The sequence below is a fragment of the Brucella intermedia LMG 3301 genome, assembly GCF_000182645.1.
GTDB lineage: Bacteria > Pseudomonadota > Alphaproteobacteria > Rhizobiales > Rhizobiaceae > Brucella > Brucella intermedia.
Genome location: NZ_ACQA01000001.1, coordinates 356495 through 379830 on the forward strand (window position 1 = coordinate 356495; position 23336 = coordinate 379830).

Here is a 23336-nt window from a genome sequence, read left to right on the forward strand (position 1 = left end):
AGCGGAGTGCTTTTTGTTGAATTTCTGATGGTGCAGCATATGCTCCGTTTTCTCTTAATCCTGAAAAACACAAGGTGCCAAGCACGTCGACGGAAATTTGTCGCAAACTGCAAGACTAAATGATCCTCATGGGCATTTTGGTGACACCATTGCGGATGATTGCCTTTCATTAACCGAATTTTTTAATCTTTAAGTCTAAGGAAAACAGTGGCGCCATGTTCGCGCTGTCGAGTGAACTTTAGGGGCAACTAATGTATACGTTGCGTGACCTCGCTTCGAAAGCACGGGTAACGGAGGCCGCTGGTGAAAATCCGGTCCCCGTAGATGAGCGGTTGCGCGCAGCCCGGCGCGAAACGCATATCATCCGCGAAGAAGAGAAGACCACCGAAACAATTGCGCCCGCTCACAACGGGCTGATGTTGCCTGAAATCGACCTGTTTGACGCGCTGGCCTGGATGCGTGCCCGGTGGATTTTGATAGCGGCGCTCGCGATCATCGGTGGCCTGGCGGGCCTTGCTTACGGCATGACGGCAAAGCCCCGATATACAGCCTATACGGATTTGCTGGTGCCCCCATCCGGTCTTCAGTTGCTGCCCAATGACGTCTATGCCCAGAGCCTTCAGGCTGACAGCCAGATTCTCGACATTGAAAGCAAGATGCGCATCCTGACTTCCGGCAACGTGCTCCGGCGGGTCGTAACGGATTTGAAACTGAATGAAGACGAGGAGTTCGTCCCGCCTCCGCCAGCCTTCGATCTGCGGGCCATGCTTGGCCTCAGCAAGCCTGCAGGTCCGAAGGACGATACGCTGGCTGCGGTGCGCGCCCTGTCGCAGCGCATTACCGTTACGCGGCCTGAACGATCCTATCTGGTCACGATTGCCGTCTGGACGGATAATCCGGAAAAATCGGTGAAGGTTGCGGATTCTCTCGCAAACGCCTTTCAGGAAGAAGTCGCCCAGGCGGATGCCGATGGGGCGGGGCGGGCGGCTGCGGCCCTATCCGAACGTCTGGCTTCGCTGCAAAAGGCCGCGACAGAAGCGGAAGAGAAAGTTGCCGCGTTTCGCAGGGCGCACGGCTTGCAGACCGCCGGCGGCGAACTTGTCAGCACCCAGTCCATGACGCAGATCAATTCCAAGCTGGTTGACGCCAAGGCGCGAGTTGCCGACGCAAGCACGCGCTACGAGGAATTGACGAGGGACACCGGCAGCGCTGTCAGTCCTGCAAGTACATTGCAGTCGCCTACGATGACGAACCTGCGCGGACAATATGCATCGCTGAAACAGCGTTACGACGCTCTCGCGATGACCTATGGGCCACGGTATCCCGAATTGATAAATACGGAGCGGCAGCTTGCCGGTCTGGAGCAGCAAATGGCGCAGGAACGGGCGCGCATCCTGCAATCCGCGAAGGTTGATCTGGATCAGGCAAATGCCGTTGTCGCATTGCTCAACGCTCAGGCTGCTTCGGCCCGTTCAGCGGTTGCGCTTGACAATGATGCGCAAGTCCAGCTTTCGGACCTCGAACGTGACATGGCCGCGAAAGTGTCGATCTACAACACCTTTCTGACCCGTTCATCGGAGACGAGCCAGCGCCAGCAACTGGATGCGACCAATATACGGATCATTTCGACGGCCATTCCGCCGATCGGTCGGAGCTGGCCTCCGAAGACGCTGGTGCTCGGTGCGGGAGGCGGTATTGCCGGAATGGGGCTTGGTGTGGTGCTGGCGCTCGGCCTCGGCTATCTTGGAGCGTGGCGCAGAAATCGGGAAGGTACGATCTGACCTTGGCTGAGCTGTCGGTTCATTACCGTGAGGAGATACAGCCGCGAGTCTCGTCAGCTGTCGGAGCTGGCCTTTTTCTGTGCATGTTCCTGTTTATGTGGATAGGCACCAATCCCTATCCCGACATTGGTGCCGTGACCGGTGTGACAGCCAAAGCCGCCGACTCCAGTTCTTTCAACCAGCTTGTCACTCTCTTCTTGACGGGCGGCTTTCTGATCTGCGGATTGAACAGCTCCATGCGCAGTGTCATCATGCAGCCGCGCATTCTGATGGGGCTCCTTTTCTTCTGGCTTCTCCTGACGGCTTTGCTGTCGGCCCACCCCATGATCGCCAGCAAGAAAGTCGTTCTGTCTATCCTGACCGCCTTGAACGCGAGCATCTTTCTTATGTTGCCGCAGTCCGAACGCCAGATGGCGCGGTTGCTGGCAATCGGCTCACTGATAACGCTGGCATTTGCCTATTTCGGCGTAATTTTCATGCCGCAGCGCGCTATTCATCAGGGCACTGAAGTCCTTGAGCCCATGCTGGCTGGCGCCTGGCGCGGTCACTATCCGCACAAGAATGCTGCCGCCGCATCTTTGGTGCTGATGAGTTTTCTGGGGCTTTACATCCGGAAACGCGGTTTGCCGATAACAGGTCTGGTGATTGTCGCTCTTTGCGTTTTTTTCGTGTTGCATACAGGCGGCAAGACATCGACGGCCATGTTGCCTTTTATCGTGGTGATGTCGCTGGTGTTCGTGCGGTGGAAATGGACGCGTGTTTTCATTGCGGTCGGTGGGATCGCGGCCTTTAACATTGTTGCCGTAGGGGCCGCTGTCTTCGATCCACTGCGCGAGCTTGTGGAAAGCTTGGGAGTTGACGCCAGTTTTACAAACCGTTCTGATATCTGGAAACTTGCATTCTCTGCGATCTCGGCCAAGCCGATTTTCGGCTACGGTCTGGACTCGTTTTGGAAAACGCCCGAAATGGTCTATGCAGGCGGCGGCGGTGCAAGCTGGGCGGTTGCCGCCTTCAATGCGCATAATTCATTCCTCGATATGATGATCAATGCTGGCATTATTGGTCTGATTCTGACACTCATCTGGATAATGATTTTGCCGCTTCGATATATTAGGGAAGCGGAAAGCACAGACAACGACCCTATATTAACGCTGCTTTACATTCGCCTTTGGCTTTACGGATTATATATGTCTTGTATGGAAAGTACGTTCTTTCAGAACGGTGGGGCACTATGGTTCTGTATCATGGTTGCTGTCTTCGGATTGCGCTTGCAGGCTAAGGCAAGGCTTGTCTGAAACAGCTTGGGGAGCTGGGGCAATGGCGGAAATGGATAGTCTCGAGAGGGCGCGCAGACGTCTGGAATGGTACGCCATTCGGCTGAACGACAGCATCAGTCGCCGGTTTCCTTTGCGCCCGTTCTGCTTGCCAGCCAACGAACGGATCATCACTTTCACGTTCGACGATGTACCCGACACGGCGGAAAGCGCCGGAGCTGCGATCCTTGACAAGCACGGCGTCCATGGCACTTTTTATATTGCCGGCAGCATGGTGGGCACGAAAGAGCGCGAGAGGAACCTGATCACGCAGGAAGGGTGCCGGAAGCTGGTTGAACGCGGACACGAGCTGGGTTGCCATACCTACAACCATCTCAAGGTCCCTTATTTCGGCGCGGGGGAAATAGCAGCTGACCTGGACCGCAACACGGCCTATCTCGATGCGTTCGAGCCCAATCGTGGCATGCCACGCAATTTCGCTTATCCTTATTGCGCATCTTCCATGATGACACGGCGGCTATTTGCTGACCGTTACGCGACCTGTCGCGGCGGTGGCAATCGTATCAATCGCGGCATGATCGATCTTGCCTTTTTGCAGGCAGTGGAAATAAGACAGCCAGACGACGGGGCTGCACGCCAGACCCGCTGGATCGATGATCTTAGTGCCAATCCTGGCTGGCTCGTCTTTTATTCGCATGATATCAGCGATACGCCGACTGAATTCGGGTGCAGACCTGAGACCTTCGAGCGCCTCGTATCCCATGCGGTGAAAAGCGGGGCGACCATTCTTTCTGTCCGCGAGGCGGTGGCACGGCTTGAAGCGCATCCCGAAAGACGTGAAACGGTTTTCGGATAAGATGCGCATCAAAAGACAAACTGCTGAGACGCGCCGATTTGTTCAATCAAATCGAAACGCTCTAGCGCGCAACGAGGTGCTGTTTGACGCATGTGAATGATACGGCCCATCGTCTGCTGGCGATTAATAACTATTTTTATCGGCGTGGCGGCGCCGAAACTGTTTTTCTCGACCACATCAAACTGTTTTCTGAGATCGGCTGGCAAACCGCACCGTTTGCCATGCAGCATCCGGATAATTTTCCCTCCGACTGGTCTTCCTATTTTGTTTCCGAAATCGAGTATGGCCGGGAAAGCAGCCCGTTCACCAAAGTCGTGCAGGCGGGCAAGATCATCTATTCATGGGAGGCGCGGGACCGGATCAAGGCATTGATCGAGCACTTTCGCCCCAACGTCGCGCATGCGCATAATATCTATCATCATCTATCGCCGTCGATTTTTCCGGTTTTGAAAGAGGCTGGAATTCCGACGGTCATGACGGCGCACGACCTGAAACTTGCCTGTCCAGCCTATAAGATGCTGTCCCACAACCAGATCTGCGAGCGCTGCAAGGGCGGACGCATCTATAATGTAGCGCTCCACAAATGCATCAAGGATTCCACGGCGCTGAGCGGACTGGTTTTCGTCGAGACGGCGATCCATCGCATGCTTGGCCTTTATCGCAATACGCTTGACCGTATCGTTGTGCCGAGCCGTTTCTATATTGCAAAGCTCGCCGAATGGGGATGGCCGGAAGAAAAGCTGGTCTATATCCCCAACTTCGCCCACACGGACGACCTGAAGCCCTATGCGGATGAGGGCGATTATTTCGCCTATGTCGGACGGCTGGCGCCGGAAAAGGGGATTGGTACTCTCATTCGCTCTGCGGCTCTTGCTGGACAGAAACTTGTCATTGCGGGCACGGGGCCGGAAGAACAATCCTTGAAGGTGCTCGCGGCTGAGGCGGGCGGAGATGTCACCTTTGCAGGCTATGTCTCGGGCGAAAGGTTGCATCAGCTTATCGGCGAGGCGAAAGCGCTCGTTCTGCCGTCTGAATGGTATGAGAACGCGCCGATCAGTATTCTAGAAGCCTACGCACTCGGGGTGCCAGTGATCGGCGCCGACATTGGCGGAATTCCCGAAATGATTATCGAGGGCGAGACCGGGATGGTTTCGCGTACGGGCGATATCGACGATCTCGCCCGCGTCCTGCGCGATTTTGCGCGGTTGACCCCGCAGGCGCGGCGCAAGATGGGAGAAGCAGGCCGCATGTGGGCCGGACATGAATTCTCGCCAGAGGCGTACAGAAACCGGACGCTGGAACTCTATGCCGGGTTGGGAGCGTTTTGATGGTGCGAAGCGATAAAAGACCTCGCGTCATGATGCTGGGCCTGCGCGGTGTCCCCAATGTGCAGGGGGGCGTGGAAAAACACGTCGAAGAGCTCGCCCGGCTCTATGTGACAAAGGGCTGGGATGTCGAGGTGATCGGACGCCGTCCTTATCTTGAGAAAAAGCAGCCTTATGTCTGGGAGGGCGTAGAGGTGACGCCAAGCTGGGCGCCGACCTCCATGAAGTTCGAGGCAATTGTGCATACGGTGCTGGGGGTGCTGCGGGCAGGTTTCACTCGCCCGGATGTCCTGCACATCCATGCGATCGGTCCGGCTCTTGCGGTTCCGCTGGCACGTCTGTTCGGTCTGCGCACGGTCGTGACCCATCATGGTTTTGACTACAATCGGCAAAAGTGGGGACGGCTTGCACGCGCAATGCTGAAGCTTGGCGAATGGTGCGGGATGCGTTTTGCAAATGCGCGCATCGCGGTGTCCAACGATATCGCAAAAACCATGCAGCAGCATTATCATGTGCCGATCACTTTCATTCCCAATGGGGTCACGCTTCGTCCGGCCTGCCAAGACACGACGTGGCTGGAAAAGCACGGCCTTGATCCCAAACGCTACATTGCTCTGGTGGCGCGGATCGTTCCGGAAAAACGTCAGCTTGATCTTATTGAAGCCTTTGCAAAACTTGCCGATCCTTCCTTGAAACTGGCCCTGATCGGATCAGCGGAATATACGGCTGAATATGCCGGAACCGTTCGTGAAAGGGCTGCCGCTGTGCCCGGCGTTGTGCTGACGGGCGCGCTTCAGGGGGAGGAACTGTCGGCCCTGTTCAGTCAGGCTGCACTATTCGTCCTGCCTTCCAGCCATGAGGGGATGCCGATCGCGCTCCTCGAAGCCATGGGATACGGCTTGAACGTGCTCGCAAGCGATATCACTGCAAATGTGGAAGTCGGACTTTCGAAAGATAGCTACTTTCCACTGGGCGATGTGGATGCGTTGAAGGATGCGCTGCGGCGGAAAATCGATCAACCTCTGACAAGCGAGCAGTCGCAGGAAATGATCGACTGGATCGCACGGGACTATAGCTGGAGCGGAATCGCTGATCGCACGCTGAGGGTCTATGAGGAAGGAATAAGGGAATAGGAAGTAGGGGGATATGGGATGTTCCCAAAGCCGCCCCGTGCTGCAACCAGCAACTTATCCGCGTTTCCCTGCCCGACGATAATCATATCGCATATGTGCTTTTTTAGTTCGGGCATTGCGGAAATGCTGAAATAGAAAAAGGGAGCTGCCGAACACGTTCGGCACACTCCCTTATTCCCTTACTTTCCTTAAATCAGCGTGCCCGGCGACGCTCTGCGGTCGGCTGAAAAGCCAGACGCGAATGGTAGCTGCAATATGGGCTCGATTCACCGGATTCATGGCCGCAGAAATGGAAGTCTTCGTTCAGCGGGTCGCCGATCGGCCACTTGCAGGTGCGTTCGCTCAACTGCAACAGCGAGAGCCTGCGGGAAATAGGCACCACCACGTCCGAAGCGGGCTTGACCACTGTTTCCGCAACAACGTCCACGGCATAGTCCACCTGGAGGGCCGTCGCGCCGACCGTCTTGGTCACCGTCGCCGTGCGCATCGTCGTGGTATGGACGCCGGTTGAATGTTGTGCTGCAGGACGTGGCGCTGCGGCAACCGTATTGACTTTCTTGCTGCGCGGAGCAGCGGTCGTGGTCTTGCCACGGCCCGAAAGCTTCAAACGGTGCACTTTGCCGATCACTGCATTGCGGCTGACGCCGCCAAGCTGCGCTGCGATCTGGCTCGCGCTCAAGCCCTCGCTCCACAGTTTCTTCAGTAGTTCGACGCGTTCGTCTGTCCAGTTCATCGCCCTGGGCTCCAATCATTTTCGTTATCCGGAATCCGGCAGTGTTCTCGGATCGCTCCGAGCAAAAACACCATATCTATCCGGGTGACTAGGTCCGCCGCACGAAATGTAGCTTTAATCTCTAAAAAGAAACTACAATATCCAACGACTCCATGACAAGGGATAGCCTTGTCAGGCGGATTCCATTTTTACGGTTTTCCCCAACTTGGGTGCCAAAGACGGTTTTTATTTGATCCGCCCCGAAATTTTGCACGCAATTGCTTCAGAACTGAAAACCCGGATTGTTTCAGGATGGAACATCGCGGACTTGCGGAAATAGGCAACGTCGTCTGGCGACCTCAGCCAGGGAAAGGCCATTCACTATATAGTATGGGTGTTCACGTAAAGCCACCTTCGATGTCCGAGTGCGGCAAGAGCGCGAAAATGCATGAACTCATGTCGAAAGATGGCCCTCAAACCTCGCTTGCTTTGATTGACATTTTTTCTGTGAACGCCAATATACGCGCGAGATAAATATGCCGCCCAGAGGGCGGTTTTTTATTTCTACCGAAGGCTCAGGCTAGGAAGCGTGGGTCTGAGCCCATTCCTCTCATGCCTCCTCGTAGTTTCGTGACGGCTTGGAATGGGGTGTTGGGCGCTCGTCGAAAGGTGGGAACCGTTTCGGGTGCCTGAGGACTGTTTATGGGAAAACACAGCTTTGCCGGCGCAGCCGGGCAAACTGCTAATATGGGCTTTGGAGGCCTGATGCTATGACCGACGCTACGACCGTGCAACCGCTTTACGACACCTATAATCGTGCGGCTCTGCGCTTCGAGCGAGGTGAGGGCATCTGGCTTATTACCGAAAGCGGTGAACGTTATCTCGATTTCGCGGCGGGCATTGCTGTGAACTCGCTTGGTCATTCGCATCCGCATCTGGTGGAAACGCTGAAGGCGCAGGCTGACAAGCTCTGGCATCTGTCCAACGTTTACGAAATTCCGGCGCAGGAAAAGCTGGGGCGGCGTCTTGTCGAAAGCACTTTCGCCGACAAGGTCTTTTTCACCAATTCCGGCGCTGAAGCACTCGAGTGCGCGATCAAGACCGCACGCCGCTATCATTATGTGAGCGGTCATCCGGAACGCTTCCGCATTGTGACTTTTGAGGGTGCTTTCCACGGCCGCACGCTGGCCACAATTGCCGCGGGCGGTCAGGCCAAGTATCTGGAAGGTTTCGGCCCGAAGGTCGATGGTTTCGATCAGGTGCCGTTCGGCGATGAGGCGGCATTGCGCGCAGCCATCACCGACGAGACCGCCGGTATCCTGCTTGAACCCGTTCAGGGCGAAGGCGGTCTGCGCGGTTTCCCGGAAGAATTCATGCGCATGCTGCGCCAGATCTGCGATGAGAAAGGCCTTCTGCTGATCCTTGACGAAGTGCAGACCGGCGTCGGTCGCACCGGCAAGCTGTTCGCGCATGAATGGGCCGGTATCAAGCCGGACATCATGGCGGTCGCCAAAGGTATCGGCGGCGGCTTCCCGATGGGCGCCTGCCTCGCAACTGCCGAAGCTGCCAAAGGCATGACGGCGGGTGTTCACGGCACGACGTATGGCGGCAACCCGCTGGCCATGGCTGTCGGCAATGCGGTTCTTGATGTTGTTCTGGCCGATGGCTTCCTCGAAAATGTCCAGGCTACCGCTCTGGTCATGAAACAGGGGCTCGCCTCCATCATCGACCGCTACCCGGACGTCGTTTCGGAAGTGCGTGGTCGTGGCCTGTTGATCGGTATCAAGTGCGTCGTGCCGAATACCAGTCTCATTCAGGCTCTCCGTGACGAGCATTTCTTGAGCGTCGGGGCCGGAGACAATGTCGTCCGTCTGCTTCCGCCGCTGATCACGACGCCCGAAGAAGCGCGCGAAGCATTGAAGCGCATCGAAATGGCGGTCGAACGGCTCGCAACTGCAAATCCGACCAGTAAGACAGCGTGATATCATGGCTAACGATAACGGGATCAAACACTTTATCGACCTCTCCGCTGTGCCTGCATCGGAGCTTCGTGCGATCATGGAAGACGCCAAGGCACGCAAGGCGCGCCTCAAGGCTGGAGAAATGGAGAAGCCATTCGCAGGCAAGGTGCTTGCGATGATCTTTGAAAAGCCCTCCACCCGCACGCGCGTGTCCTTCGATGTCGGCATGCGCCAGCTGGGCGGCGAGACAATCATGCTGACCGGCTCGGAAATGCAGCTCGGACGCAGCGAAACCATCGCCGACACGGCGAAGGTCCTGTCGCGCTATGTCGATGCGATCATGATCCGCACCACATCACATGACCGGATGCTCGAACTTGCCGAATATGCGACCGTTCCGGTCATCAATGCACTGACGGATGACACGCACCCTTGTCAAATCATGGCCGACGTTCTTACATATGAGGAACATCGCGGCCCGATCAAAGGCAAGACCTTTGCCTGGATGGGGGACGGCAACAACGTCCTCCACTCGCTGGTCGAAGCTGCGGCGCGTTTTGATTTCAACGTCAATATCGCAACGCCGGAAGGCAGCGAACCCAAGTCGCAATATGTCGATTGGGCGAAGGCGAACGGCGCGAACATCATGTCCACCACCGATCCGGAACGGGCGGCGAGCGGTGCGGATTGCATCGTGACCGACACGTGGGTTTCGATGGGGCAGGAAGATCATGCTCGCGGCCACAACGTTTTCATGCCCTATCAGGTCAATGCGCGACTGATGGAAAAAGCTGATCCGAAGGCGCTTTTCATGCACTGCCTGCCCGCCCATCGCGGCGAGGAAGTGACGGATGAAGTGATCGATGGACCGCAATCGGTCGTATTCGACGAAGCGGAAAACAGGCTCCATGCCCAGAAAGCCATTCTGGCGTGGTGCCTTCAAGGCCGCGGTTTGGGAGCATAATTTGGCTGACAAGACCAGCAACGAGCATATCGAAGTCGAGAACATCCACGTCAATCTGGGCGATTTCGACTTCGCAGGCGATGACGCGGTCGTGCCCTTCCAGGTGGAGGGGCTCGACGTGCGCGGTCGCGCGGTTCAGCTCGGCCCGAGCATCGACGGCATTCTGAAACGCCATAACTATCCCGAAGAAGTGGCCCGTCTGCTGGGGGAAGCAACGGTTCTGACCGTATTGCTCGGCACCTCGCTCAAATTCGAAGGCAAGTTTATCTTCCAGACGCAGTCCGACGGCCCCGTCGACATGCTGGTGGTCGATTTCCGCACGCCGCGTTCAGTCCGTGCCTATGCGCGTTTCGACGCGGAGCGCCTGAAGGAAGCGGTTGCCGCAAACAAGACGAAGCCGGAGGAACTGCTGGGACGGGGAACGCTGGCCTTCACAGTCGACCAAGGTGCTTACACCCAGCGCTATCAAGGCATCGTCGCGCTGGATGGTTCGACGCTGGAAGAAATCGCTACGACCTATTTCCGTCAGTCGGAACAGATTCCAACCGACCTCAAACTGAGTGTCGCCAAGCTTGTCGAGCGTGGTGCCGACGGGAAACCTGTCGAACAGTGGCGGGCTGGCGGGCTGATTATTCAATTCCTGCCGGAATCCGAATTGCGCGCGCGCATCCCCGACTTGCCGGGTGGCGACGAGGACGGAGCCGAGGCCGCCTTCCATCCGGAAGATGACGCGTGGGACGAGGCTCGCTCGCTGGTGGGTACGATTGAAAGTTCGGAACTGACCGACCCGCAAGTTGGCTCGGAACGGCTGCTTTACCGGCTGTTCCATGAACGCGGTGTGCGTGTGTTCGAATCTGTGCCTGTGCTGGACGAATGCTCGTGCTCGCGAGAGAAAATTTCCGGCGTGCTGTCAGGCTTCACGGCCGAGGAAATTGCAGAAAGCGCGGAAAACGGAAAGATTTCTGTAACTTGCGAATTTTGCTCGAAAATCTATTCGTTTGATCCGGCAGAGTTCGGGAACTGATGCGTAGATAAATTAGTAGGAATTTATCCCCGTGTTCGGGCAGGCTTTTATTCTCCACCAGTCAATTGTGGAGATACGATATGCCCGACATTTGGATACCGGTTACCCAGCAAAATCTTGAGATCGAGGCTGGCAGTCCGCTCGATTTTTCGACGTTTCTATCAAATCCGCCGATTGACGAGGAGCGACGGCTCATCGTCAATTCGGACGGTCACATCGCCTTGCAGAGCAATCCGGCCGTTCCATATCGGCTGCTGTGTGGAGCCATTGCAACTATTCCCGACCATGTGACAGCGGACAGGATGGCCGTTCAGTTGCGTCGTCATGGATATAATTGCGCACGGTTCCATTTTCTCGACATCGCTTTGATGGAGGGGCAGCTTCAGGATTTCGAATACCGACAGGATATTCTTGATCGGTTCCGCTACTACATGGCCGCGTTGAAACAGAACGGCATATACTGGATCGTCGATGGCCTCACATCGAATGCTGGCGCGTTGGGCGGCGTAACGGACCGCTGGGGAACGGAAGGCCGACTGAAACTCAAGACGCATGTTGAAAATGCGGCTTTCGGCCATTGGCTGCGCTTTCAGGTCGATATCTTCGGGACGGTCAATCCCTATACCGGGCTTGTGCCTTTCGAAGACCCGGCGATGGCGATGGTCGTGCCGTTCAATGAGAATGGATTGGTGTTCAACTCGTGGGTCTTCGCCAACGGCGACCTCCAGGCGTTGGCGGAATTGAAGCCGCCGTTCAATGCTTGGCTGGAGGAGCAATATGGTACTACGGCTGTCTTGCAGGCTGCCTGGGGCGGCGAGTTGCTGGGTAGCGAGCAAATTGAAAACGCCACAGTTGCCCTGCCTTCAAACCGCTATGCGGCGTCCAAACGGCTGCGCGATTTTGCAAGTTTCTGCGTGTCGGTTGAAACCGAGACTGCGAAGAAAATGGGCGACTGCATCCGTGCGATGGGCTTCAGGGGTATCATAGCACCCTATAATAACGGATATGGCATCCAGACCACGCTCACACGCCGCAATCAACAGGTGGTGGCGATGAATACCTATCATGATCCGAACGACAATATGACGGGGCCGATATTCCAGACCAGTTCGTTTGACGGCGCGGTGGCGTACGTCCGCAATGCGGCTGCTACACGTCTGGCAGCAAAGCCATTTGTAATGACGGAGTATGATCATGTTTTCTGGAACAGGCATCGCTACGAGGCGGGGCTTGCAATGCCGGCTTATGCCGCTCTGCAGGACTGGGATATTCTGTGCCGGCATAGCAATGGAGCACTTGTCCTTGGCTATGGCGGCAGCGATTTTAACGAACAGTATATCCGTCCTTACCGCACGGCACTTGATCCCGTTGCCCGTGCCGGCGAAACCCTGTCGGCGCTGCTCTTCCGCCGCGGAGACGTTGCGAAAGCGTTGCATCGTGTGGTGGCGCAGATACAGGATATCGGAAATCTGGCGAGGCTGGACATGCAGGAACCGGATGCCGTGACGATCATGTCGCTAATGTCTCGTTTCGCACAAGGCGATGCTCCGTTCGCACCGGACGCTGTGACGGTCGGTTCCCCTCGCCAGATTAGCACCCGTGCGGACGCCATCGCATTCCTGCGCAGCCATGGAGTTCTGGCTGCGACAAATCCAAGCGATGCAGCATCGGGGATATATGTCAGCGATACCGGAGAGATCAGGCTTGATAGTGCGGCCAAACAGATGCGGGTTGTCACGCAGCATACGGAAGCACTTGCATTCTCATCCATCACCCAGCCGGTACAACTCGGGCAGCTCTGGGTCGGTTCGGCTTCCGGTGCGGGCATGCTGTCTGTTTCTTCGCTCGATGGCCAGACGGTAGCGGACAGCAGCAAGCTATTGCTGATCTTCGCCACGGATGCACGTAATACCGACATGGTCTTCGCCGACAACGAAGAAAAGACTGTCAGTAGCTTCGGCACCTTGCCGGTGCAGATCAAGGTTGGGCATGTCTGGTTCAAGATGCCGATCAACACCGCCTGGCGCTTATCCCCGGTCGGACTGGATGGCGCGGTGCAGCCTCCGGCGATAACGGGTGACGGAACGGATGGACTCAATGTCGAGCTTTGGAACAATGTTTCTGTTCTGGCGAACCCACCGGGACCAACGACTTATTTTGTGATCGAACGCGTTTAAAAACTTTCCCACCGGGCGCCGGATTGCGCGCCCTGTTGAAAATCGAGCGCGCTTTTTCGGGAGCGGCGGCGCGAAAAGGCAAAGACAGAGTTGTACTCTGTTCGTCATCTGCCTTCGCAAAATGCTGGGCTATCTTCAATTCAAGGTGCGTCGCAGGTCCGGCATGTCAAGCGAGAAGGCGGGGATATCGACTTCGAACATGCTGCCACCATTACCCTGCATCTGATACCGTCCGACCATGACACCGGATGTGGTGGTTAACGGGCAGCCCGAGGAATATTGAAATGAATCGCCGGGCTCAAGTGTCGGCTGTTCGCCAACCACACCCGCGCCGCGCACCTCTTCGACGTGTCCGTTTGCGTCGGTAATCTGCCAGTAACGCGAGCGAAGTTGTACGGTTTCCGTCGAATTGTTGGCGATCGTTATACGATAACCCCAGACATAACGGTTTTCGTCGGGGTCCGACTGATCTTCCAGATAGAAAGGCTCGACAGAAACCTCGATCCCCCGCGTTACCGCTCTATACATGCGCACCGCCCTACATTCACATCGGCCCTGGCACCCTGCAATCCGGATCGCAATGATGCTGTCTCCTCAACGGTTCGTCGTTCGGTTTACGGACGCCGCTTTTCGCCCCTCCTATCGCTAAAGTTGCGGGAGGGTCAACAATGTGGGGCAGAAAATACGATGCAATTGCCGAAATCTCCGGCAATTGCATCGTTTACGCCTCCGTTTGCAGCCTAAATGCCACAATGTGGGAAGCAGCTGTTCAGCGAGCGACCTTCAACGCTGCTTCCACGTCTTCCACAAGGTCGTCCGTATCTTCAAGGCCGAGCGATATCCGAAGCAGGCCGTCCGAGATACCCAGTTCAGCCTTGGCCTCGTCGGTAAGGTTCTTGTGCGTCGTGGTTGCCGGGTGGGTAATAAGGCTTTTCGCGTCGCCCAGATTGTTGGAGATGCTGAAGACCTGCAAGGCGTTCTGGAACTTGAACGCTGCCTCTTTGCCGCCTTCCAGCTCCAGGGCGATGAGGGTTGAACCACCGGTCATCTGCTTGGCGATGATGTCGGCCTGCGGATGGTCCGCCCGACCCGGATAGATCACGCGCTTCACGCCCTGCTTGCCTGCGAGGAAGTCGGCAACTGCTGCCGCCGACAGCGTCTGCTGGCGTACACGCACGGACAGTGTTTCAAGGCCTTTCAGCATGATCCATGCGTTGAATGGGCTAAGGCCCGGACCCGTGTGACGGAAATAATCCTGCAGGGTATTTTCAATCCACTCGCGGTCGGAGAGGACCACGCCGCCAAGGCAGCGCCCCTGACCGTCAATGTGCTTTGTCGCAGAATAAACGACGATATGCGCGCCGAGCTCCAGCGGCTTCTGGAATAGCGGGGTTGCGAAAACATTGTCGACGATCAGCTTGGCGCCTGCTTCGTTGGCGACCTGCGCAACGGCAGCAATGTCGATGATTTCGAGCGTCGGGTTGGACGGGCTTTCAAGGAACATCACCTTGGTGTTCGGGCGAACAGCCGCTTTCCAGTTTTCGATGTTGGAACCATCGATGATCGAGATTTCGACGCCGTATTTCGGCAAGATCGTCTCGACGATGTAGCGACAGGAGCCGAAGACGGCGCGAGCCGAAATCACGTGATCCCCGGCCTGCACCTGACAAAGAATGGCAGCCGCGACCGCAGCCATGCCGGAGGCGGTGGCGCGTGCTTCTTCGGCGCCTTCCAGCGCGCACATGCGCTTTTCAAACATGTCGGTGGTCGGGTTGGCGTAACGCGAATAGATGAAACCCGGGTCCTCGCCCTTGAACCGCGCTTCGGCGGCTTCGGCATTGGGATAAAGGAAGCCCTGCGTCAGAAACATCGCTTCCGACATTTCGGCAAATCCAGAGCGAAGCGATCCGGCATGCACGAGTTCGGTTGCAGGGCGAAATTTGCGGGTATTCTCAGTCGTCATTTTTCCAACCTGTCGAAAAGCTGGTCGGCCGGGGCAGGATGTCGAGCCTCGGCGGCCAATAAAAAACCGGCCTTGCGAAAACGCAAAAGGCCGGTAACGAACCGCGGCCTTTTTTAGCGAATTCTTTAACGTGGCTGCAAGCCGGCCGGCCAAATCACCACGGAACAGTTTTCCATTATGCCTGTTGCGCGGAGCCGTCAATGCCGAAACCAACGCATTTCTCGAAAAGCGCATCCGGGGCGCCATGAAAATACTCTGATTCCTGCGGAAAACCCGGTTTCTAGCGGCTGGAAGGGTTGGCATTGAGGTCCTGAGCGGTCAATGGTCTTTGTCAAGCAATGCCTAGAGCATGCCTTCCGAAATCGGGAACCGGTTTCGGGAGATATGCGTGAAAACAAGAGATTAAAGCATGTCGCTTGATTACGACAAAGTACGACATGCTTTAGGCTACGGAGTATCGGGTCGATGACGCAGAAAGATGCTGGAATTCTGGCGGACGCGGATATTTCCGCGCTGTTTGAAAGCGGTTTGCTGGCGTCGCCGCGCGCCCTTGATCCCGACCAGATACAGCCCGCGAGCCTTGACCTGAGGCTCGGCGCAAAAGCCTATCGTGTTCGCGCTTCCTTCATGCCGGGACCCGGGACGCCGGTCATCGAAAAGCTGGAACGGTTAAAACTGCACGAGATCGACCTGACGGCGGGAGCCGTTCTGGAAACGGGCTGCGTTTACATCGTTCCGCTTCTCGAAAGCCTGACGCTGTCGCCCGATCTTTCCGCGTCGGCAAATCCGAAAAGTTCAACGGGCCGCCTCGATATCTTCACCCGCGTCATCGCCGACGGGGCGCAGGAATTCGATAAGGTGCCCGCCGGATACAACGGCCCGCTCTATCTGGAAGTCAGCCCACGCACATTTCCTATTGTCGTGCGTACAGGATCGCGCCTGTCGCAGATACGCTTCCGCAAGGGACGTGCCCAGCTTGACGAGGCGGAGCTTGCTGCATTGCACAAGGCCGAAACGCTGGTCGCAGCGGAAATGCCGAACATCTCCGGCGGTGGCATTGCGCTGTCGGTTGATCTTTCAGGTGGTCCTGACCGGCTGATTGGCTATCGCGGCAAGCACCATACGGCTGTGGTGGATGTGGACAAGCGTGCGGCGCACGACATCCTTGATTTCTGGGAGCCGATCTATGATCGGGGTTCGCGCGAACTCGTGCTTGATCCGGATGAATTCTATATTCTCGTTTCGCGCGAGGCAGTGCATGTCCCGCCGCTTTATGCCGCTGAAATGACGCCCTTCGACCCGCTGGTGGGCGAATTCCGCGTCCATTATGCAGGCTTTTTCGATCCGGGCTTCGGGCACAGCGCTGCGGGCGGAACCGGAAGTCGCGCCGTTCTGGAAGTCCGCAGCCACGAGGTTCCATTCATTCTGGAACATGGGCAGATCGTCGGGCGGCTGGTTTACGAACATATGCTGCATCGCCCATCTGCACTTTATGGCGTCGATCTCGGCTCCAACTATCAGGCGCAGCAGTTGAAGCTTTCCAAGCATTTTCGTTGACTATAATAGCCTCCTCCAAGCAAATATAAATCTGGTGGAGGAGCAAGGTCGACGTGACGAACGGAACTGAACGGGATCGGGACAAGAAGCTTCAAGCCGCAACAGATGCCCCGCAACGCAGGCTGTCGGTGGGCATTGTTGCTTTGCCCGGTTTTACGCTGAGTGCACTCAGCCTTTTCCTCGATCCCTTCCGCCTTGCCGCCGATGATCGCGACAAGAGCCGTCAGATACGCTGCGCGTGGAAAATATGCACGCTATCAGGAGATCCTGTCACCTCCAGTTCCGGCATGGTGATCGAGCCGACCGCTCCCATAGGCGAACTCGACGATTGTGATTATGTGGCAGTCGTCGGCGGATTGCTTGCGCAATACCGGCCCAGACAGCAGGCGCTGGTCGATCTCATCAAGCGTGCGGACCGGCGCGGCAAGACAGTGGTGGGCCTTTGCACGGCTGCCTTTCTGCTGGCGGAAGCAGACCTTTTGCCGGACCGCAATTGCTGCGTCAGCTGGTTCCATCGCGACGATTTTCTGGAGCTTTTCGACGGATATACAGCCGATACGACGAGCCTGTTCCATCGTAGCGGAAGACACTTCACCTGTGCGGGCGGGCTTGGCACGGCGTCATTGGCGCTGTCCATCATACAGAACGAGATTTCGGAGGAACTGGCGCGCAAGAGTGCGTCCATCCTCATGATCCCTTATGAGCTTGTGCGTTCCGAACAACCGGCGCTGAGCTTCAACGGCGTGCGGTCGCCGATGATCCGCAAGGCAATCCGCATTTTCGAGGAAACGCTGGAAGACCCGGTGCCTATGATTGACGTGGCGCGCCGATTGGGAATTTCCGTCCGCCAGATGGAGCGTGGGTTCAAGCTTGCCCTTGAGCGGACGGCGTTCGAGGTCCGCGAAGAGCTGCGGGTTAAGAAGGCCAAGGAACTCTTGTCGGAAACAAGCTTGTCACTGTTGGAAGTGGCTGTTGCAAGCGGCTTTACCGATACGCGCAGCATGAACCGGTCGTTCTCGCGCCAAAAGCAGAAAGCCCCGCGCGAGTACCGCAAGCAGCGCTGAGCGAGGGCAGAACTTGCGCAGGCTGTACGGAGAGCCTATTTCTTGCGCGAAGAATCTGTCGCTTTAAACCATGATTCCGAAAAGTGGTAACCGGTTTTCGGAATCATGCTCAAACAAAAGCTTAGAGCGGGATGACGTTTCAACTTAAGAGCATCCATTCTAACCAATAACCACACAGGAGATTTGCATGTCGGATGGTGTAAACCGTTTTCTTGGCGATACCCCGGCCCGCGTTCTGATCAAGCTGGTGCTGATTTCGCTGGTGGTTGGCGTGGTCATGAGCGCATTTCACTGGACGCCCTACGACATCTTGTATGGCATCCGCGATTTCTTCCTCCGCCTTTGGAATATGGGCTTTTCGGCAATTGCAGGCTTTGTCGATTATCTCATTCTTGGCGCTGCAGTCGTCATTCCTGCCTTTATTTTGCTCCGTATCCTCAGCTACCGGAAATGAAATCAATTCGGTAACTGGGTAGCTCAGACAGGCATGCAGCAAAAACAAGGTTTAACACTCAACCGGCGGGGCTTTCTGATCCTTGCCGGGGGCGCGCTGGCGATGTCGGCAATGCCGTGGAAGGCGGCATGGGGGGCAGGTGACGACGATCCCACCGCTATTTTCAACGCTATTCGAAAGGCAAACGGACTGCCTTTGATGGCGACGGATTCCAAGCTGGAGCAAGCCGCGCTTTACCAGGCCAGGCGGATGGCGGGTTATGGAAAGATCGGCCATAGCGTCGGTTGGGGCAATGGTTTCGTGGCGCGTCTGCGGCAGGCAGGTATCCGCGGTCCGGCGGCAGAGAATGTCGCATCGGGACAGCGCAGTACACAGGCCGTCTTCGATGCCTGGATGAAATCGCCCGGCCATCGCAAGAACATGCTCGATCCGACCTTCGAGCATTATGGTCTCGCCTGGGCAACACCCGAAAACAAGCCAACTTATATATATTGGGCCATGATGCTCGGACTTTGATCCCTCATTCTCCTGACAGCCGGTTGTCAGGAACTGCGACAATGCGGTGGCCGAATTATCTGTAGTTTCGATTGATTCCAGAGTAGATCGTTTTGATCTGAGGGGAATATTCGGGACAAGCATCATGGATCAGTCGCTGCAGCGTGGTGGCGTAACAAGGCCGTTCGAAGTAACACACAGGATGGTGATGTTGATCGCCATTCCCATGACGCTTGCTGCGATCACCACGCCGCTTCTCGGACTTGTCGATATGGGCGTTGTCGGCCAGATGGGACAGGCCGAGCTGATCGGCGGTCTGGCGATTGGCGCGCTGGTCTTCGATTTCCTGCTGTCGATATTCAATTTCCTGCGTTCCGGCACGACCGGACTGGTTGCACAGGCCATGGGTGCGGAAGACGCGGTGGAAGAGCAGGCGATCTTCTGGCGGGCAATCATCATCGCGGTCATTGCCGGCAGCCTGATGATACTGTGCCTGCCGATCATCATCGGCGTCTCGTCCACCTTCATGCATCCGACGTCGGCAACGCAGGAAGCAATGGCGACCTATGTGTCGATCCGCATGTTGTCCGCGCCGGTTGCGCTCATCAACTATTCAATCCTCGGACTGGTTCTCGGACGTGGACAGGGTATTGTCGGCCTCGGTCTTCAGGTGCTCCTCAACGGCATCAATATCGTGCTCTGCATTATCCTCGGGCTGGAGTGGGGCTGGGGCGTTACTGGCGTTGCCTGGGCGACCGTGACCGGCGAAACGGTTGCCGCTCTCGTCGGCATGTTCATCGTGCTGCGCCATTTCCGAAAGGATGCGTCACTGCGTCCGGACCGGGCGCGGATATTCCAGAAGCAAGGAATCCTGCGCATGTTCGCGGTCAATCGCGACATCATGATCCGCTCCTTCCTGCTTCTCACGGCCTTCGCGTTCTTCACGCGGGCAGGGTCCGATCTCGGCCCGGTCACACTGGCGGCCAATGCCGTCTTGATGAACTTCTTCCTCATCGCCGGTTTCTTCCTGGACGGCATGGCGGCAGCCGCCGAACAGATCGTCGGACGGTCTATTGGCGCGCGCTACAGTCCTGCGTTCGTGCGCGGTGCCAAGCTCACTTTCGTCTGGGGGCTGGTCATGGCCAGCCTCATCGCCTTTTTCCTGCTGGTGTTTGGCGATGCGATCATCGGGCTGCTGTCCAAGGCGGAAGACGTTCACGCTGAAGCCTTGAAATACCTGCCCTGGGCCGCGCTGACAGGTATGACGGGACTGCTGGCCTTCCATATGGACGGGGTTTACATCGGCGCCACATGGTCGCGCGACATGCGCAACATGATGTTCCTGTCGCTCGGCTTTTTTCTCGCAGTTCTTTATGCGGCAAAGCCCGTGATGGGCAATCACGGGCTTTGGCTGGCTCTCAACCTGTTTCTGTCAATTCGCGGAGTTTTGCTTCTGGCGATCCTGCCGCGACGTTATCGTACAGAATTCATTATGTGACCCGGCTCTCAGGCGGGCAGCTCACGCTTGGCCCAGTCGCTGCTGTCCCGGTCGCGCAGTGCGGCGATGTTGGCAACGCCCTCGCGTTTCACTGCCGCCGACAGGCCACGCACGATTTCGGCGGGCAGGTTCGGTCCGCGATAGATGAGGCCTGTATAAAGCTGGACCAGATCGGCACCGGCCTTGATCTTTGTCAGCGCCGTTTCAGCGCTATCCACGCCGCCGACGCCGATCAACGGCATGTCGGGGCCGACCCGCTCGCGCATCTTGGCAAGGATGATGGTGGAGCGCTCGAAAAGCGGTACGCCGGAAAGCCCGCCTGTTTCATCGCGGTTGTCCGCGCTTTTCAATCCGGCGCGTGAAAGCGTCGTGTTGGATATGATGATGCCATCGAGCTTCTGTTCGGTTGCCTCGGCAGCGATGTCGTCCAGTTCTTCATCGGCCAGATCGGGGGCGATCTTCAGAAAAACCGGACGCTTCAGCGTGCACATCTTGCCTTCTTCGTTGCGCGCTTCCAGCACGCGGCTCAACAGTTCACGCAGACTGTCGCGGGCCTGAAGGTTGCGCAGTCCCGGCGTGTTGGGCGAAGAAATATTGACGGTGAAGTAGCGCGCCAGCTGATAGAAGCGACGGATACCGGCAACATAATCGGCAATGCGGTCTTCGGCATCCTTGTTGGCGCCTATATTGACGCCCACGATACCGCTCTTGCCAGCGCGTTGCGACAGGCGCTTAAACGCAGCATCATGGCCTTCATTGTTGAAGCCCAGCCGATTGATAACGGCCCTGTCATCCACGAGCCGGAAAATGCGCGGACGCGGATTGCCGCTTTGCGGGCGCGGCGTGATGGTGCCGATTTCCGTGAAGCCGAAACCGAGCTTCAACAGGGCGTCCGGCACTTCGGCATTCTTGTCGTAGCCCGCTGCCATGCCGAGCGGATTTGGAAACTGCAATCCCGCAACCTTGACGGAAAGCGCCGGATCGTTCGGCGCACCGCAGGTCACGAGACCTGTCTTCAGGCCAGCGATGGAAAGACCATGTGCCTGTTCTGCATCGAAGGCGAAAAGGGCGCGTCGCCCGAGAGTTTCAAAAAGCCCGCTCATTAACTTTCCAGCTCCGGAAAAATGTGAAGACCATCGTCGCCCAACGGCAGGGGTTCAACCTTCAAAACGGCTGCAAGCGGCAGTGTGCCGTAGAGATGAGGAAAAAGGGCCCCGCCGCGTGAAACTTCAAACTTCAATGCCGCGCCGAGCGCAGAAGCATTCACACTGATCAGAAGCAGATCCCGCTGGCCCGCAAAATGTTTAGCTGCCGTTTCCCGCACCTGTGTTCCAGTAGAGAAATGGATATAGCCGTCCGCAATATCAACTGGAGCCCCGGTAAAATTACCAGCCTGTTCTGCCTGCGCCCAAAGCCCGCGCGGAGCGATCTTATAGATGATCTCATTGGTCATGGGTGCTCTCTAGACCGAATTTCTTCGGAAATCAAAGTCCCGCATGTTCGATTTTCGTCGTAAACGTCCCATATGATGGGGACACCTCAAAGAGAAGCTGAAGGGAATAGCCTTATGTTGAACAGAAAGACATTGATGGTCCGCAATCTGGCTGCTGTTGCTGTTCTTGGTTCAGCACTTGCCCCGGCCAATGCGCTGGCGCAGGAAAACGGACGTTATCGGCTGGAAGGGACGGAAAACGGCTATGTCCGTCTGGACACCCGAACCGGCGCGATCTCGACCTGCGTGGAGCAGCAGGGACAACTCGTGTGCAAGATGGCGACCGAAGATCGTGAGGCTTATGAGAACGACATTGCCAGCCTGCAGGATCGCGTGAAGAAGCTTGAGGACAAGGTCTCCGCTCTTGAAGGGAAAGGCGGAAGTACTGCTTCGGGCTTGCCGACGGAGCAGGAGTTTGAGCAATCCATGAGCTATATGGAACGGTTCATGCGGCGCTTTATGGATATAGCGAAAAGTTTCGACAGCGAGCCGGAAAAACCGGACAACGGAACCCTTCCGGGCGGGCGGACCTGACAGCAAGGAAAAAGGCGCCGCACGGCGCCTTTTCATTGAGCATTTCCAGCAAATGTGGGTGCGTTTCGCCCTATTGCGCGAAACGCTTTGTCGCCTCTATCAATTCGTGGGTGATACCGGGTTCCGTAACGGCGTGTCCGGCGTCCTCGACGATTTTGAGATCGGCTTCAGGCCACATCTTCTTCAACTGCCAGGCATTGATGAACGGCGTGCAGACATCATAGCGGCCGTGCACGATCACACCGGGAATATGCCGGATGCGGTCGACGTTCCGTAGAAGCTGGTCGTCGGAATCGAGGAAGCCACGGTTCTGGAAATAGTGGCATTCGATACGCGCAAAAGCGATGGCGTACTGGTCTTCACCGAAGGCATCGACACGCGCCGGATCGGGCAGAAGCGAAATGATCGAGCCTTCCCAGCGCGCCCAGCGTCGAGCCGCTTCAAGCTGCACCTGCGGGTTGCGATCGGTGAGGCGCTTGTAATAGGCAGCGATCATATCGCCGCGCTCTGCTTCCGGTATATGCTCCTGATAAGCCTCGAAGTGATCAGGGAAGAGAATGCTTGCGCCGTTGGAATAGGTCCAGTCGACTTCGAAACGGCGAACCATGAAGATACCGCGCAGGACAAGTTCTGCAACGCGATCCGGATGGGATTGCGCATAGGCAAGGCCGAGGGTCGCTCCCCATGAGCCGCCGAACACCTGCCACTTGTCGATGCCGAGATGCGCGCGAATATGCTCCATGTCCGCCACAAGATCCCAGGTCGTGTTTTCGCGCAATTCCGCATGCGGGGTGGAACGGCCGCATCCGCGCTGGTCGAACAGGATTATGCGATAGCGCTCCGGGTCATGCAGGCGACGCATCGTCGGCGTGATTCCACCGCCGGGGCCGCCATGGATCATGATGACCGGCTTGCCGTCCGGGTTGCCGCATTGCTCGACGTGGATTCGATGCAGCGAAGAGACCTGCAGCATCTCTTCCTTGAACGGTTGGATTTCGGGATAAAGCGTATTGCGCGTCATGAAATGCCTTTTGGTCCCCCCATTTCGCTGGTCGGGCCGCTCTTATGTTAC

The 23336-nt window shown here is 56.9% G+C and carries 22 protein-coding genes and 1 riboswitch; of the genes, 15 read left to right on the forward strand and 7 right to left on the reverse strand.

Annotated features, from left to right (window positions below; all coding sequences use genetic code 11):
* Window positions 1-251 precede the first annotated feature (251 nt).
* From OINT_RS01600 to OINT_RS01610, 3 genes are read left to right on the forward strand one after another with little or no spacing between them, the layout of a single operon-like run.
* A complete protein-coding gene (locus OINT_RS01600; RefSeq protein ID WP_006471069.1) occupies window positions 252-1781 on the forward strand; it encodes a GumC family protein in 1530 nt (509 codons plus the stop codon).
* Window positions 1782-1783: 2 nt separating this feature from the next.
* Complete coding sequence (locus tag OINT_RS01605; protein ID WP_230349465.1) at window positions 1784-3076, forward strand: O-antigen ligase family protein; 1293 nt, start codon at window positions 1784-1786, stop codon at window positions 3074-3076.
* 22 nt (window positions 3077-3098) lie between these two features.
* Complete coding sequence (locus OINT_RS01610) at window positions 3099-3911, forward strand: polysaccharide deacetylase family protein (protein ID WP_006471067.1); 813 nt, start codon at window positions 3099-3101, stop codon at window positions 3909-3911.
* A gap of 8 nt (window positions 3912-3919) precedes the next feature.
* On the opposite strand, the gene OINT_RS24015 is transcribed toward OINT_RS01610, so the two are convergent.
* Entirely contained in the window at window positions 3920-4141 is a 222-nt protein-coding gene (locus OINT_RS24015; RefSeq protein WP_230350371.1) for a hypothetical protein, read from the reverse strand.
* Here OINT_RS24015 and OINT_RS01615 point away from each other — a divergent pair.
* Both OINT_RS01615 and OINT_RS01620 read left to right on the forward strand, forming a co-directional pair.
* Window positions 4034-5239 carry a glycosyltransferase family 4 protein gene (locus OINT_RS01615; RefSeq protein ID WP_230350313.1) on the forward strand — a complete coding sequence of 402 codons (1206 nt, stop codon included), beginning with the start codon at window positions 4034-4036 and terminating at the stop codon, window positions 5237-5239. The genes OINT_RS24015 and OINT_RS01615 overlap by 108 nt on opposite strands.
* Entirely contained in the window at window positions 5239-6369 is a 1131-nt protein-coding gene (locus OINT_RS01620; protein ID WP_006471066.1) for a glycosyltransferase family 4 protein, read from the forward strand. The genes OINT_RS01615 and OINT_RS01620 overlap by 1 nt, the downstream gene beginning before the upstream one ends.
* Before the next feature lie 193 nt (window positions 6370-6562).
* Here the strand turns inward: OINT_RS01620 and OINT_RS01625 are convergent, their stop codons facing one another.
* Window positions 6563-7102 carry a GcrA family cell cycle regulator gene (locus OINT_RS01625; RefSeq protein ID WP_006471065.1) on the reverse strand — a complete coding sequence of 180 codons (540 nt, stop codon included), beginning with the start codon at window positions 7100-7102 and terminating at the stop codon, window positions 6563-6565.
* A 749-nt stretch (window positions 7103-7851) separates the two neighbouring features.
* Between OINT_RS01625 and OINT_RS01630 the strand changes: the two genes are divergently transcribed.
* From OINT_RS01630 to OINT_RS01645, 4 genes are all read left to right on the forward strand, one after another.
* On the forward strand, window positions 7852-9063 hold the full coding sequence (locus OINT_RS01630) for an aspartate aminotransferase family protein (RefSeq protein ID WP_006466045.1): 1212 nt from the start codon (window positions 7852-7854) through the stop codon (window positions 9061-9063).
* A gap of 4 nt (window positions 9064-9067) precedes the next feature.
* Window positions 9068-10006 (forward strand): ornithine carbamoyltransferase, encoded by a 939-nt coding sequence (gene argF / locus OINT_RS01635; RefSeq protein WP_006466046.1) that lies wholly within the window; start codon window positions 9068-9070, stop codon window positions 10004-10006.
* 1 nt (window position 10007) lies between these two features.
* Window positions 10008-11030, forward strand: coding sequence for an Hsp33 family molecular chaperone (locus tag OINT_RS01640; protein WP_006471063.1), 1023 nt, complete (start codon window positions 10008-10010; stop codon window positions 11028-11030).
* 80 nt (window positions 11031-11110) lie between these two features.
* A complete protein-coding gene (locus OINT_RS01645) occupies window positions 11111-13207 on the forward strand; it encodes a hypothetical protein (RefSeq protein ID WP_006471062.1) in 2097 nt (698 codons plus the stop codon).
* A 135-nt stretch (window positions 13208-13342) separates the two neighbouring features.
* Here the strand turns inward: OINT_RS01645 and apaG are convergent, their stop codons facing one another.
* Window positions 13343-13735 carry a Co2+/Mg2+ efflux protein ApaG gene (gene apaG / locus OINT_RS01650; RefSeq protein ID WP_006471061.1) on the reverse strand — a complete coding sequence of 131 codons (393 nt, stop codon included), beginning with the start codon at window positions 13733-13735 and terminating at the stop codon, window positions 13343-13345.
* 241 nt (window positions 13736-13976) lie between these two features.
* Window positions 13977-15170 carry an O-succinylhomoserine sulfhydrylase gene (locus OINT_RS01655; protein ID WP_006471060.1) on the reverse strand — a complete coding sequence of 398 codons (1194 nt, stop codon included), beginning with the start codon at window positions 15168-15170 and terminating at the stop codon, window positions 13977-13979.
* 91 nt (window positions 15171-15261) lie between these two features.
* Window positions 15262-15341, reverse strand: a riboswitch (SAM riboswitch).
* Window positions 15342-15635: 294 nt separating this feature from the next.
* On the opposite strand from OINT_RS01655, the gene OINT_RS01660 reads away from it, so the two are divergent.
* The 5 genes from OINT_RS01660 to OINT_RS01680 all read left to right on the forward strand — a co-directional run bounded on the left by OINT_RS01660 (window position 15636) and on the right by OINT_RS01680 (window position 20238).
* Window positions 15636-16727, forward strand: a complete 1092-nt coding sequence (locus OINT_RS01660) for a 2'-deoxycytidine 5'-triphosphate deaminase (RefSeq protein WP_006466050.1) — start codon at window positions 15636-15638, stop codon at window positions 16725-16727.
* Window positions 16728-16780: 53 nt separating this feature from the next.
* Window positions 16781-17791 (forward strand): GlxA family transcriptional regulator, encoded by a 1011-nt coding sequence (locus OINT_RS01665; protein ID WP_006466051.1) that lies wholly within the window; start codon window positions 16781-16783, stop codon window positions 17789-17791.
* A gap of 187 nt (window positions 17792-17978) precedes the next feature.
* Window positions 17979-18245: a DUF6460 domain-containing protein gene (locus OINT_RS01670; RefSeq protein WP_006466052.1), complete on the forward strand. Its 267-nt coding sequence runs from the start codon at window positions 17979-17981 to the stop codon at window positions 18243-18245.
* Between the two features lie 33 nt (window positions 18246-18278).
* The gene (locus tag OINT_RS01675; RefSeq protein WP_006466053.1) at window positions 18279-18761 is read left to right on the forward strand and encodes a CAP domain-containing protein; all 483 of its coding nucleotides are present in this window, start codon (window positions 18279-18281) and stop codon (window positions 18759-18761) included.
* 124 nt (window positions 18762-18885) lie between these two features.
* Window positions 18886-20238, forward strand: a complete 1353-nt coding sequence (locus tag OINT_RS01680) for an MATE family efflux transporter (RefSeq protein ID WP_036564893.1) — start codon at window positions 18886-18888, stop codon at window positions 20236-20238.
* An 8-nt stretch (window positions 20239-20246) separates the two neighbouring features.
* Here the strand turns inward: OINT_RS01680 and OINT_RS01685 are convergent, their stop codons facing one another.
* Together OINT_RS01685 and OINT_RS01690 are read right to left on the reverse strand one after the other, a co-directional pair.
* Entirely contained in the window at window positions 20247-21341 is a 1095-nt protein-coding gene (locus OINT_RS01685) for a quinone-dependent dihydroorotate dehydrogenase (protein WP_006466055.1), read from the reverse strand.
* A complete protein-coding gene (locus OINT_RS01690) occupies window positions 21341-21691 on the reverse strand; it encodes a DUF952 domain-containing protein (protein ID WP_006466056.1) in 351 nt (116 codons plus the stop codon). Before OINT_RS01690 ends, OINT_RS01685 begins: the two co-directional genes overlap by 1 nt.
* A 114-nt stretch (window positions 21692-21805) precedes the next feature.
* Here OINT_RS01690 and OINT_RS01695 point away from each other — a divergent pair, with 114 nt between their 5' ends.
* Complete coding sequence (locus OINT_RS01695) at window positions 21806-22264, forward strand: hypothetical protein (protein ID WP_036564891.1); 459 nt, start codon at window positions 21806-21808, stop codon at window positions 22262-22264.
* A gap of 70 nt (window positions 22265-22334) precedes the next feature.
* On the opposite strand, the gene pip is transcribed toward OINT_RS01695, so the two are convergent.
* A complete protein-coding gene (pip, locus tag OINT_RS01700; RefSeq protein ID WP_006466059.1) occupies window positions 22335-23285 on the reverse strand; it encodes a prolyl aminopeptidase in 951 nt (316 codons plus the stop codon).
* Window positions 23286-23336 lie beyond the last annotated feature (51 nt).